11 protein-coding genes are annotated in these 12,021 nt (G+C 38.3%); 6 read left to right on the top strand and 5 right to left on the bottom strand.

Annotated features, from left to right (window positions below; genetic code table 11):
* The first annotated feature begins 42 nt into the window (after nucleotides 1-42).
* Nucleotides 43-1,113, top strand: coding sequence for a class I SAM-dependent methyltransferase (locus AC3DU7_RS12170; RefSeq protein WP_488039608.1), 1,071 nt, complete (start codon nucleotides 43-45; stop codon nucleotides 1,111-1,113).
* Nucleotides 1,114-1,650: 537 nt separating this feature from the next.
* Here AC3DU7_RS12170 and AC3DU7_RS12165 read toward each other — a convergent pair.
* Together AC3DU7_RS12165 and AC3DU7_RS12160 are read right to left on the bottom strand one after the other, a co-directional pair.
* On the bottom strand, nucleotides 1,651-1,824 hold the full coding sequence (locus AC3DU7_RS12165; protein WP_488039607.1) for a hypothetical protein: 174 nt from the start codon (nucleotides 1,822-1,824) through the stop codon (nucleotides 1,651-1,653).
* A gap of 137 nt (nucleotides 1,825-1,961) precedes the next feature.
* Nucleotides 1,962-2,174 carry a hypothetical protein gene (locus AC3DU7_RS12160; protein WP_488039606.1) on the bottom strand — a complete coding sequence of 71 codons (213 nt, stop codon included), beginning with the start codon at nucleotides 2,172-2,174 and terminating at the stop codon, nucleotides 1,962-1,964.
* 956 nt (nucleotides 2,175-3,130) lie between these two features.
* Here AC3DU7_RS12160 and AC3DU7_RS12155 point away from each other — a divergent pair.
* From AC3DU7_RS12155 to AC3DU7_RS12140, 4 genes are all read left to right on the top strand, one after another.
* A complete protein-coding gene (locus AC3DU7_RS12155) occupies nucleotides 3,131-3,778 on the top strand; it encodes a histidine phosphatase family protein (RefSeq protein WP_488039609.1) in 648 nt (215 codons plus the stop codon).
* Between the two features lie 405 nt (nucleotides 3,779-4,183).
* Entirely contained in the window at nucleotides 4,184-4,945 is a 762-nt protein-coding gene (locus AC3DU7_RS12150; protein ID WP_488039605.1) for a YebC/PmpR family DNA-binding transcriptional regulator, read from the top strand.
* A 168-nt stretch (nucleotides 4,946-5,113) separates the two neighbouring features.
* Nucleotides 5,114-5,812: a Uma2 family endonuclease gene (locus AC3DU7_RS12145; RefSeq protein WP_488039604.1), complete on the top strand. Its 699-nt coding sequence runs from the start codon at nucleotides 5,114-5,116 to the stop codon at nucleotides 5,810-5,812.
* Nucleotides 5,813-6,009: 197 nt separating this feature from the next.
* Nucleotides 6,010-6,171: a hypothetical protein gene (locus AC3DU7_RS12140; RefSeq protein ID WP_488039603.1), complete on the top strand. Its 162-nt coding sequence runs from the start codon at nucleotides 6,010-6,012 to the stop codon at nucleotides 6,169-6,171.
* 336 nt (nucleotides 6,172-6,507) lie between these two features.
* On the opposite strand, the gene AC3DU7_RS12135 is transcribed toward AC3DU7_RS12140, so the two are convergent.
* From AC3DU7_RS12135 to AC3DU7_RS12125, 3 genes are all read right to left on the bottom strand, one after another.
* The gene (locus AC3DU7_RS12135; RefSeq protein WP_488039602.1) at nucleotides 6,508-6,843 is read right to left on the bottom strand and encodes a RuBisCO small subunit-like domain-containing protein; all 336 of its coding nucleotides are present in this window, start codon (nucleotides 6,841-6,843) and stop codon (nucleotides 6,508-6,510) included.
* A 118-nt stretch (nucleotides 6,844-6,961) separates the two neighbouring features.
* Entirely contained in the window at nucleotides 6,962-7,342 is a 381-nt protein-coding gene (gene rcbX, locus AC3DU7_RS12130; protein WP_293067539.1) for a RuBisCO chaperone RbcX, read from the bottom strand.
* Nucleotides 7,343-7,631: 289 nt separating this feature from the next.
* Entirely contained in the window at nucleotides 7,632-9,062 is a 1,431-nt protein-coding gene (locus tag AC3DU7_RS12125) for a form I ribulose bisphosphate carboxylase large subunit (protein ID WP_124155538.1), read from the bottom strand.
* Between the two features lie 992 nt (nucleotides 9,063-10,054).
* Between AC3DU7_RS12125 and AC3DU7_RS12120 the strand changes: the two genes are divergently transcribed.
* A complete protein-coding gene (locus AC3DU7_RS12120) occupies nucleotides 10,055-11,890 on the top strand; it encodes a serine/threonine protein kinase (protein WP_488039601.1) in 1,836 nt (611 codons plus the stop codon).
* Nucleotides 11,891-12,021 lie beyond the last annotated feature (131 nt).

Raw genomic sequence — 12,021 nt, 5'->3', positions numbered from 1 at the left:
GTACTAGACTATCAAAAAAACTAACTAAAGCAGAATCTGCTGATGAACCAGGAACAGACATACATAAGTGACCAACTGCCACTTGTAACTTCTCCAGATATTCTCAAAAAAGCTGTTATATATAAGCTTGATAGTCATATTTCAGGACGTGGTGAGTTAGCATTTCCATGTCTGCCTGGTATGCTTGAGCATTACATAAATATTGTAGAAAGCTTGTTTTCTCACCTGGGTAGACCAATGCCCAAGGAAAGACAACTACAATTGCGACAAATGATAGAAAGGAAGTTGGCAGAGGGGTTTAATGTTTCTTCAACTTCAATATTAGTTATTCAGTATGAATTAGTGAAGCCTCCCAAAAAAGGTATGGCTTGCCAAGTAACTATCCGTAGCCCAACTTTAGAGGAACAGTACAACTCTTGGGTAGAGAAGAGAAAGCCTCCCTTGTTTGGTTCTCACCCTGATGCTAGAGTATTAGCAACTGTGGCAGAATTTCGTAAAAACACTTCATTAAAAATATTAGATGTGGGTGGGGGAACAGGTAGGAATGCTTTACCTCTGGCACGAAAAGGTCATGATGTAGATGTTTTAGAGTTAACGCCTACTTTTATTGAACAGTTACAAACGGCGATCGCTACAGAAAATTTATCTGTAAATGTCGTTAAGGGAGATATTCTTGACCCAATGATACGAATGCAGCCAGCTTTTTATCAGTTGGCGATCGCTGCAGAAGTAGTTTCTCATTTTCGTGATGTAGAGCAACTGCGGTTATTTCTGGCAAAAATGTCTGATTTTATTTGTCCTGGTGGTATGCTTCTGTTCAATATATTTTTAACTGTAGATGGGTATGTACCGGATGAGTTAGTCCGAGAGATGGCACAGTTATCTTGGTCAAGTTTGTTCACTGGTAAGGAATTTGCAACGGCGATGCATGGTTTACCCTTAGCGATCGTTTCTAATGAGTTAGTTGTAGAATATGAACGTCAACATTTGCCTCAAACAGCTTGGCCTCCTACAAGTTGGTTTGAAAGTTGGGCAACTGGTAGAGATATATTTCCTCTAGCTAATGGTAGACCACCTGTAGAGTTGAGGTGGATATTATGTAGGCGGATGTAGTCATTTCAGTTATCAGTTATCAGTTATCAGCACCTTCTGTAATAGACATCTCCAAAAATTAAAAATAAAATCAATTATTATCTAGAAATTATCAATTATTCTCCCCTATTCCCTATTCCCTATTCCCTATTCCCTCTTTTCTGGAGATGTCTAATAAGGAGGCTTGAAAATATTATGGAATCTTCTTTTCTCCTGGTCTGATGGATATGGCGAGGGGACCTAGTGCAGAATGGTGGAAATAACTGACCAGTTACAAAATCCTAAAAGCCTTACCAATCAATACTTTTGACTTCTGACTTCTGACTTCTGACTTCCGCGTAGCGACACTAGCCATCCCACCCTACAGGAAGCTCCGCTAACGACCACTTTTTATCCCCTTATATCATCTCAGCTAGTATCGTTTGTGTAAAATCAAGGGTGAATATCTACAGGAAATTTACGTTTTTTCAAGCTTTTAAGCCTTCTTCCTTCTTCCTTACCTTCACGCTTACAATACCTATGCTACCGGACATGATATAAGTCTTGAAAGTGGCCTACTTAAACAAACTGAATATCGCGGTTAACATCAAAGTTCTGTAACTCATCAAAATTTGCTAAATTAGCAATTTGCTGAGAACCAAATGATAAAGCACCATTGGTTTGGTCAAAGTAGAATTCACTTTTATCCGTCGCTCCGAACTCAACTTGGTTAATTTGAATAGTATCAACCAAAACTGTAAAGTCCGTAATTACATCAATTCCAGTTTCGGGGGTGTTAAATATAAAAGTGTCATTCCCCGAACCACCTGTTAAGGTATCGCTACCATCATCAACAATAACACCGGTGACATTGATATTTTGGTCGTATATTAATCCCCACCATCAAGGGTATCGTTGCCACTTCCACCCCTAAGTTCATCGTCACCTTTACCTCCTTGTAAAATGTCGAATCCATCATCTTCGTAGGTAATGTCAGCAAAGGTAGGCGTTTCAGAATTAAAACCACCGTTGAGAAAATCATTTTCCGTACTACCTTGAATCAAATCGTCACCAAATAAGCCAACCAATTCAAAGGAAATCATTACCCTTTTCTTGACGTAGTAAATCATCAAACCCATCCCCATCAAAATCACCAGTATATAGAACCCATTTGGGATCTTTTAGCCCTCTCCAGAAAAGAGGGAGTAGGCAGCTTTGCTGTAGGCAGTAGAGAGAAACATTGATGATTTATCTACGATAATTGATTTTATTTTTAATGATTATAGACACTCAAACTTAGTCAGGGATTACTTCTAACTTCTAACTTCTGACTTCTGACTTCTGACTTCTGACTTGCACGTAGCGCTATATTTGTCCTATTCCTTCTTCCTTCTGCGATAGGACTTCATCTCAAAAAGCATTTCAGGGTCTCAAAAAAAAATAGCCCCCTCTCCTTGAGGAAGCTGAAACTAATTACAACACACAAACCAATAAAATAATCATTAACAAATAAGTTAATACTTAATTTATTTATCTATACATAGATTAGCAGTTATTTCGGTCTTTTTATGTAAAGATACGGTTAAGATACTGAAAAGTTTTATGAAGAGTTTGTAAAGACACAGTATATATGGGGTTTCCTGAAAAAGTCTTTTGGCAAGATAAGGAGTCATAAGTCATAAATTAGGAGTCAAGAGTCAGAAAAAATGGGAATTGATAGATGAGGTAGGAAGAAAAATCGTCCCTATTCCCTCTCTTGGTCGGCGTTCCTATGGCTAAGGGACCCGCTCTTTACCGAATAATTAATAAGTAAGTAGGTCGGTGTTGAAAATTATCGTTAGGAAAAGGCAGGAGGCAGAGGGCATCCCCTGACTTCTGCAAGAAGTCTAATAGACATCTCCGACAATAAAAAATCAAATCAATTATCGCACAGAAATTATCAATTCTTTTCCTCTACTGCCTACAGCAAAGCTGCCTACTGCCTCTTTTCCGGAGATGTCTAATGAATTGCGCTGTAATTGCTATATATTTAAAGTTGCAATCTGCAACAGATGAACCTATGTTTCAACAAACAGTCTGGATAGCAAGGCACGGAAACCGCATCGACTTCGTAAACCCCGAATGGTTTAATACTGCTGAAAGACCATACGATCCTCATCTGTCGGATGATGGTGTCATTCAAGCAAAACAATTGGCAAATCGTTTAGTTGGGGAAAATATCACTCAAATTTTTTCCTCTCCCTTTCTGCGAACCGTACAAACTGCCAATGAAGTAGCAGAAGCTCTTGATTTACCGATTAAATTAGATTGGGGCCTGTGTGAATGGTTAAATCCTGAATGGATGCCTGCTATGCCAGAAACTCTACCTCTAGAAATAATGGCCAAAACTTACAAAAGAATAGATCTTTCTTACAATGCAGGCACTCCCCAATATCCTGAAACTTGGGAAGCTTGTATGAAGCGTGCTGGAGAAACTACTCAAAGTTTAGTGGCACAGTTTCCCACAGAAAATATTTTATTATTGGGGCATGGAGCTTCAGTGATTGGTACTGCTGCAGGGTTAGTAGGTGAAATTGCTAAAATGGAAATCAAAGCCTCTCTTTGTTGTTTAGTTAAAATTGTTCGTGAAAAACAACAATGGGTGATGGAATTAAGTGGCGATACTTCTCATTTAGAGAATATAGAAACTAATATCAGGTTTGTTTAACCTCGTAGGTGAGTTTTTGAAATGAAGGCAGACAGCAGAGGGCAGAAGGAGCAATTGGTTGGGGTTTTATACTCCAGCCTATTGTAGGCAACGCAAGTGATGGTGGGGTTTTATACCCTTGTTCCCTTCGGTCACAGTTAGAGCGGAGGAGACATTTCAGTTATCAGTTATCAGTTATCAGTACCTCTCTCTGCCTCAAGTCAGGGGCTTGAAATATTGAACTTGATTTTCTTGGTCAGAATTACCTTCTGCCTTCTGCCTCATGCCTTATGCCTTTCTTGATAAAAAGCGTTAAAATACAATATTAGATAAAAGTTTGATAACTATTCAACCAGGATTTTTCTGGCTGTGAATAGTTATCAACATTAGTTATGAGAATGTCTTTTTTTTACGCTATTTGATGTTATGGCAGGACACAGTAAATGGGCGAATATTAAACGCCAAAAAGCTAGAGTTGATGCCGTTAAAGGCAAGGTTTTCGCTAAAATTTCTCGTCAGATCATTGTTGCTGCCCGTAGTGGGGCCGATCCGGCGGGTAATTTTCAGTTGCGTACAGCGATAGATAAGGCAAAGGTGGCAGGTATTCCTAATGATAATATCGAGCGGGCGATCGCTAAAGGTTCCGGTCAGTTTAATGATGGTAATGAACTGGAGGAGATTCGTTATGAAGGTTATGGGCCAGGTGGTGTAGCGATTCTGATTGAGGGGCTTACAGATAATCGTAACCGTACAGCCGCAGACCTCAGAAGTGCGTTTACTAAAAATGGGGGTAATTTAGGTGAGACTGGTTGCGTCAGTTGGATGTTTAACCACAAGGGTGTGGTGACTATTACAGGATCTGTTGATGAGGATGAATTATTGGAAGCATCTGTTGAAGGAGAAGCGGAATATTATGAAATGATTTCTGAAGAAGATTTTCAAGGTGCAGAGGTATTTACTGAAACTACTAATTTGGAAAATATGAGTCAGATGCTACGAGGTAAAGGCTTTGATGTGAGTGAAGTTGAGTTTCGGTGGATTGCTAGTAATACTGTTGAGGTGACAGATACAGACCAGGCGCGATCGCTTCTGAAGTTAATGGATGCTCTTGACGATCTTGATGATGTACAGAATGTGACAGCTAATTTTGATATAGCAAATGAACTTATTTCTGCTGCTTTAGTTTAGATGATTTTTTCCCAGATAATTCTGGGAATGATCGAACTATTATTAATATCATGTCCGGTTGAATACTTACATTTTGGGGTAAGGAAGGAAAGAAAAGAAGAGAGAAAGTTTTTTTAGAACTGATTATCCAAGCGTGAGATAAAAGTTTAAATTTTTATGGGAGGTAAGATGGTTTCTCAACTAGAATCTGAAAATAAATCAACTATTATTTATCCAGAAAGTGATGGTAAACCCATGGCAGATAATACAAAACAATTTCGTTGGATAACTATTATTCATGGTAATTTAAGCTGGTTATTTGCCAATGATGAAATGGTATTTGTGGCGGGAGATTTACTTTGGTATCCACAAGAAGGAAATCCCAAAATTACTCAAGCTCCTGATGTAATGGTAATTTTTGGAGTGCCGAAAGGCGATCGAGGTTCCTATAAACAATGGGAAGAAGATAATATTGCTCCTCAGGTGGTATTTGAGATTTTATCTCCTAGCAATACTCAAAAAGAAATGAATAAAAAGTTGTTGTTTTATAACCGCCACGGAGTCGAAGAATACTATATTTATGACCCCGATAAAAATCAATTAAGTGGTTTTTTGCGTTCTGGGGAAGACTTAGACGTCATAGACTCAATGGATAATTGGGAAAGTCCGAGATTAGGTATTCGCTTTGATATGTCTGGGGAGGAACTACAACTTTATCTTCCTAATGGGGAGATTTTTCAAGGTATAGAACAAATCAAGGAGCAGTTACAACAGAAAGATGAACAGTTACAACAGAAAGATGAACAGTTACAGCAGAAAGATGAACAGTTACAAATTTTAGCTAAAAAATTACGGGAAATGGGTATAGATCCAGATGAATTAAAATAATAATAACAAAGGAGGAAATTAAACTTAAAAATTCATCTATAATTAAGCTACTATTTCTTCCTGCTATTTTAAAAATTTTAATGCCAAAGACAATAATATATAACATTCGGAAAAATAGTTAACACAGATATTGCTTACGTAAACATTCAGCTATTAGTGGTCAGCTGTTCCTGCGGAATGTGGGATATAATTAGGGTTTGCTGAAAAAGTCTGATGGTGATAGTAGGCAACAGGCAACAGGCAACAGGCAACAGTTTAGACTATCTGCTACGGCCAAATTTTCGGCATTGCTAGGGGAAAAGGAGCGCATTTTGGGGCTACAGCAGCCAAAAACCTTACACTTTTTCAGCAATATTTAACCCTGGAAGCCTTTACAGGTATTGATTACAATTTTATTCAGCAATCCCTAATTATCTCAAATGAACTGGAGCAGCTATTTTTAAACATATCCGAGCAATATCTACCTTTTTGTAGCATTCTTTTTTAAAATTGGTATAATGAAGCTGATAGCTGATAGCTGACTGCTGAATCCTTACTTATGACTCCTGACTCCTCCCCTCACTCATAAGACTTTTTCAGCAAACCCTAATTATAGATAGATTGAATGCAAAATCACTGTATAATTGTCTGAAAATAATACAGTGGGGTAAACAAATTTGCCTACCCCACTATACTAAATCAATTTAGCGATGAACTTAGTATCTTCTTTGATTAGGCTTATGTACAATGAAGCTCAATACCTGACACTGCTTCACGTTATCAAAACCCATCACGCGAATAAAGCAATCAGGATTTTCAGAACGGCAAGCATCGATCTCACTTAAAACTTCTTGAACTGTTTTGGCATGGAATAGAGGTAACTTCCACAAAGTCCAGTAGTGCATTTCTGGTGCAGAAGACTCACTGAATTCTACACCAGCGATGAAACCTTGATCCAAGATGTACTGAAGTTGCTGACTAATTTGTTGAGCACTCAGAGGAGGTAAATAAGAAAGGGTTTCGTAACGACGCTCTTTTGGTAATGTTCTCATTGATTTTTTTACTGTTTAATAAATGTGCTAGGAAGCTGAATTTTGCATCAATCAAGATTTTATACCTCAGCCCCCCTGTTTCTCCGTGGAGGAAATTTTTAACCGCAAATTTTCGTGGCTAATCTGTTTGTTGCTCTGGATCTAAACTAGGGTCAGCTATTTCCAGTTGCGTTATCTTCTCGAGATACCGACGGCGATGTTCCATATTATCTTTCTGAATACCACTGCGCAGCATTTCTGGTAAATACTCAGCTACTTCCTCTGCTAAATGCTCTCGAACGGTCATCACTCTAAATGCTAATTCTTTATTTTCCTGGAACAACTCTTGTAGGTAAGCTTCTCCATCTTGAATTTTGCCTGTTGAGGAAAAACCACTTAACCAAATTGCTAAGGGAGGGTTTGTCTCTCGTAACTGAGCAGTTACAGTCCGCACAGCTTGATAGGTCAGGTAGCTCGTCAGTACCTTTGCAGTATCTTTCGCAACTTTTTTAATATCCATTTTTGACCCCAGCCTGAATATTGTTGTTAGACTTTAGATTTTAGATAAAGGATTGATTAACTAGCTATCAGCTATTAGCTACTAGCAATCAGCGTGGATAGTCCACAAATAAAGACAGGCTCTAGCTTGTCATTTAACTTTAGGAGGGGTTTAAGTTTAAATCCCCTGATAAAAGCTGAATGCTGAACGCTGAAAGCTGAAGGCTTTTTAAATCCTTAGCAGACAAGTGTTACATATCTATTTCATAATTGCCATCTAAAATCTAAAATCCCACATCTCAAAGACAGACTTAGAGGGTATCCATTGCCTCGAACTCGAACTTGATTTCTTTCCATAGTTCGCAAGCAACGGCCAAATCAGGAGACCACTTAGCAGCTTCACGAATTACATCGCCACCTTCTTTGAAGAGGTTACGGCCTTCGTTACGAGCTTGGATACAAGCTTCTAGAGCTACACGGTTAGCAGTTGCACCAGGAGCATTACCCCAAGGGTGGCCCAAAGTACCACCACCGAACTGTAGGCAAGAATCATCACCGAAGATTTCTACTAGAGCTGGCATATGCCAAACGTGAATACCACCAGAAGCAACTGGCATTACACCAGGCATGGATGCCCAATCTTGAGTGAAGTAAATACCACGTTCGCGGTCTTGCTCGATGTGGTCTTCCCGCATTAGGTCAACAAAGCCCATAGTGATACCTTTTTCACCTTCGAGCTTACCAACAACAGTACCAGAGTGTAGGTGGTCTCCACCAGACATTCTCAAGCACTTAGCCAAAACGCGGAAGTGAATACCGTGAGCTTTCTGACGGTCAATTACAGCGTGCATTGCACGGTGGATGTGTAATAACACACCGTTACGACGACACCACTTGGCCAAAGTTGTATTTGCAGTAAATCCACCAGTTAGGTAGTCGTGCATGATGATTGGAGTGCCAATTTCTTTAGCAAACTCAGCACGTTCCATCATTTGTTCAACGGTGGGGGCAGTTACGTTGAGGTAGTGGCCCTTAATTTCACCAGTTTCAGCTTGGGCCTTTTCAATAGCTTCTTGTACAAACAGGAAGCGATCGCGCCAACGCATGAAAGGCTGAGAGTTAATATTTTCGTCATCCTTTGTGAAGTCTAAACCACCGCGTAAGCATTCATATACTGCTCTACCGTAGTTTTTAGCAGATAGACCCAACTTAGGCTTAATAGTACAACCTAATAGAGGACGACCATACTTATTTAATTTGTCACGCTCTACAGTAATACCGTGAGGAGGACCTTCAAAAGTCTTCAGATAAGCTACAGGAATTCGCATATCTTCTAGACGTAGTGCCCGTAGTGCTTTAAAACCAAATACGTTACCTACAATAGAGGTCAACATATTAGTTACAGAACCTTCCTCAAACAAATCTAGAGGATAAGCTACATAGCAAATATATTGATTATCTTCACCGGGAACTGATTCAATATCATAGCAACGACCTTTGTAGCGATCGAGGTCAGTCAACAAGTCAGTCCATACTGTTGTCCAAGTACCAGTAGAAGATTCAGCAGCTACCGCAGCACCAGCTTCTTCTGGAGGAACTCCAGGCTGAGGAGTCATACGGAAGGCTGCCAGAACATCTGTATCTTTTGGTATGTAATCAGGGGTGTAATAAGTTAGTTTATAGTCTTTTACTCCAGCCTGATATCCAGACTTAGACTGACTTTGTGTTTTAGCGTAACTCATATATTCTTTCCTAAGAATCTTTTCACTTTTCTGCTATACACCTTCTAAAAATCTAGACAATCCTAGACACGCTCTTCATTGGTGACTAAAAGCGATTTTCCGACTCACCCGTCCATAAGTCTACTGGCAAAGAAGGTTAATGTTCCGCTCAAGCACATTGAGTTTAGGATTCCCTCTGGGGTTTTCATCCTTATGAAAAGTCGAGTGCAAAACACTCCATAATCGTTGCTAAAATCCTCTGGTCTTAGCAAACGTATGTGATAATAACACAGATTAATGCCGTAAAAACATAGATATTTGTCTAGGATAGTCCATCTTTTTCAGCTTTAGAAGGCAACAGCATACTGTATTTAGATAATATCAAGAATTAGAACTTTTCCACTTTAAAGATTATTTTTTTATTAATAACTTTTTTTAATCTATTTGTTACATTTGTTAATTTTATCGTCATAATCATTTAAAATAAATCAAGTGAATAATTGCTCATTGACAAAAAAACACAGATATGCCACATAAAAACAATCTTAATAATTCAAGATTAAATATTGAACAAGTACAGGGGATCGTTATTTCTGTTATGAGTTATGAGTTATCAGTTATCAGTAAACAAATGATAAATTCACCAAAAGTACAAGATTATAGCTAACTAATAAGGAAAATTTTTGACTCTAGTTTTATGTATAAATTATTGCTAGTATCAAGATAATATAATTACTTCTTCCAGAAAAAATAAGTATTTAATACAAAAAAAATCGGTAAATTAATTTTTCAACAGCGCTAATTATTCAGCACTTTTCTATTGAGAACTACGACCACTATCGGACTCAAGTAATCTACATTTAACTTGCATTTTTATCCGCAAAAGAAAAATAATTAGACCTAGTTATAACTGATAACTGAAATGACCTGTTACCTGTTTCCTGCGATATATCTGTGAAAATGTAAAAATATAAATAATTTTCCCACTGTCCTTAATCTAGACCTAACTGTAGATGACTGTAAATCAGTCTGTTTTATCAACAATCCACTGTATTAATCCCCATTGTCCAAGTCCAATCCAGGCATGGGGAAATAACTTTTGTCAAAGTTGTGGAACCCCACTACTAATTAACGATCGCTATATTCCCCTGCGAAAATTAAGCGCTGGTGGATTTGCGAAAATCTACATTGTTTGGGACCAAGAAACTCAAACCGAACGTATCCTCAAAGTATTATTGGAAAGCTCTCCCAAAGCACTCGAACTATTTGACCAAGAGGCGTGGGTACTTGCCAGTATCCGCCATTCAGGTATTCCTAGAGTCGAAACAGGAGACTATTTTCATCTACGCAAGCGAAATAGTCAGCCAGAAGTTGGCCACTCTAGTCAATGGTTTCTCCCATGCCTGGTCATGGAAAAAATTGATGGCTGTACCCTAGAAGAAATTCTGGAACAATATCCCCAAGGATGTCCAGATTTTTATGTAATTAATTGGCTTTCCCAAGCGGTAGAAATTTTATGGGAATTACATCGCCGGAAAATTATTCACAGGGACATTAAGCCTTCTAATTTAATGTTGCGGGAAATCCAACCTTCAACTTTGACAAAATCTTCCTTATCCTATTCTTTTCATCATCAACGAAAAAAAAGAGGTCAACTGGTCATAATTGACTTCGGAGGGGTAAAACAAATTAGTAATTATAGAATCCAACCTAGAGAAACTATCGCAAAACGCAGCACAACTAGATTAGTATCTCCTGGATATAGTCCTCCAGAACAAATTAATGGAAGTGAAATAGGCCCATTCACAGATTTTTATGCTTTGGGTCGTACTTGCATTCATTTATTAACTGGTCAATATCCAGCAGAATTGGAAGACCCCTCAACAGGTAAGCTAAAGTGGCGTCAACTTCAGCCAGTTCATCCAGCTTTAGCTAACTTACTTGATGATATGGTGAACTTAGATCCAGCACAACGACCAGCAACAGCAGCAGAAGTGCAAGTCCGTTTAGCTAAAATTTATCGACGGCAAAAGAGGTCTCTGAGAATATATTCCTTAGCTACATTAGCTATAACTGTTAAAAATTTATTAATAGATCAGTTGAACAATCTCAGTGAGAATATTAATAGGCTGTTTTTTACGCTGTCTAAAATTTTTAATCAAATAGTTTCAGGCTGTGTAGATACAATTTGGGAAATGGTACTGGGGGCACTTGGGGGAAGTATTGGGGCAACATTCGGATTAATTTTTGCTTATTGGTCAGGAATAGGCGATCGCCTGGCTAGTATATTTACTGATCTAATTTTTCCTGTGTGGGATGTTCCCCTAAATATTGGTCCGGAAATACTTGTCTTTGGTTTGGCAGGTTTGGGAACGGGAGTTGGTTTAACGGATGTAGGAGGTTTAGGTCAACGTCGTCGTTATGGGTTGGCTGCATTGATGGGAATTATTGGTTACATTTTAGGAGGGTTATGTTGGCAATTTTCTCAAGTTGGTAGTAGTGTCTACACGACAAAAGAAGATTTAATTATCCTAGAAATTATTGGTAAATTATCTGTGGGAGTAGCTACTGGTGTGATTACTCTAGGACTTGGTTTAAGAAAGCATAACTTTATTTATGCTTTGATAGTTGCTAGTTTGACAGCGATAGTTTTTTTTGGTTTAGAGCAATTTAATATTTTTCCAGAGTTATTTTTACAGTTTACTGCTATGAATCAAAGTCAACCTAACTTATTAGAATTTTTTGCAAGCATAACTTTTTTCAGTTTATTAGGTTGTATCGGTGGTTTTTGCTTGGGTGTGAGTCATTATGTTATTATTCCTGTTTTACGTTGGTTAGGTTTAAGATAAGTAGAGCTTGTGTGTTAATACTGACTTAAAAGATACTCAATTAACTTTGATGAAGCACGAAAGGTAGTTCCTTTAAGAGCAGCAATAGTTTTGGGAAAATCTACTAAATTTTGTTGGGCAGCTCGATCCAA

Source organism: Okeania sp., from assembly GCF_983059655.1.
Note: the sequence above shows the minus strand (reverse complement) of the source record. Positions and strands in the feature narration are given on the sequence as shown.

What these genes read in the sequence shown, in the direction of transcription:
- AC3DU7_RS12155 (WP_488039609.1), top strand. Translation starts at nt 3,131, where the DNA reads ATGTTTCAACAAACAGTCTGGATAGCAAGGCACGGAAACCGCATCGAC.
- AC3DU7_RS12125 (WP_124155538.1), bottom strand. Translation starts at nt 9,062, where the DNA reads ATGAGTTACGCTAAAACACAAAGTCAGTCTAAGTCTGGATATCAGGCT.
- AC3DU7_RS12145 (WP_488039604.1), top strand. Translation starts at nt 5,114, where the DNA reads ATGGTTTCTCAACTAGAATCTGAAAATAAATCAACTATTATTTATCCA.
- AC3DU7_RS12170 (WP_488039608.1), top strand. Translation starts at nt 43, where the DNA reads ATGAACCAGGAACAGACATACATAAGTGACCAACTGCCACTTGTAACT.
- AC3DU7_RS12135 (WP_488039602.1), bottom strand. Translation starts at nt 6,843, where the DNA reads ATGAGAACATTACCAAAAGAGCGTCGTTACGAAACCCTTTCTTATTTA.
- AC3DU7_RS12120 (WP_488039601.1), top strand. Translation starts at nt 10,055, where the DNA reads ATGACTGTAAATCAGTCTGTTTTATCAACAATCCACTGTATTAATCCC.
- AC3DU7_RS12160 (WP_488039606.1), bottom strand. Translation starts at nt 2,174, where the DNA reads ATGATTTCCTTTGAATTGGTTGGCTTATTTGGTGACGATTTGATTCAA.
- AC3DU7_RS12150 (WP_488039605.1), top strand. Translation starts at nt 4,184, where the DNA reads ATGGCAGGACACAGTAAATGGGCGAATATTAAACGCCAAAAAGCTAGA.
- rcbX (WP_293067539.1), bottom strand. Translation starts at nt 7,342, where the DNA reads ATGGATATTAAAAAAGTTGCGAAAGATACTGCAAAGGTACTGACGAGC.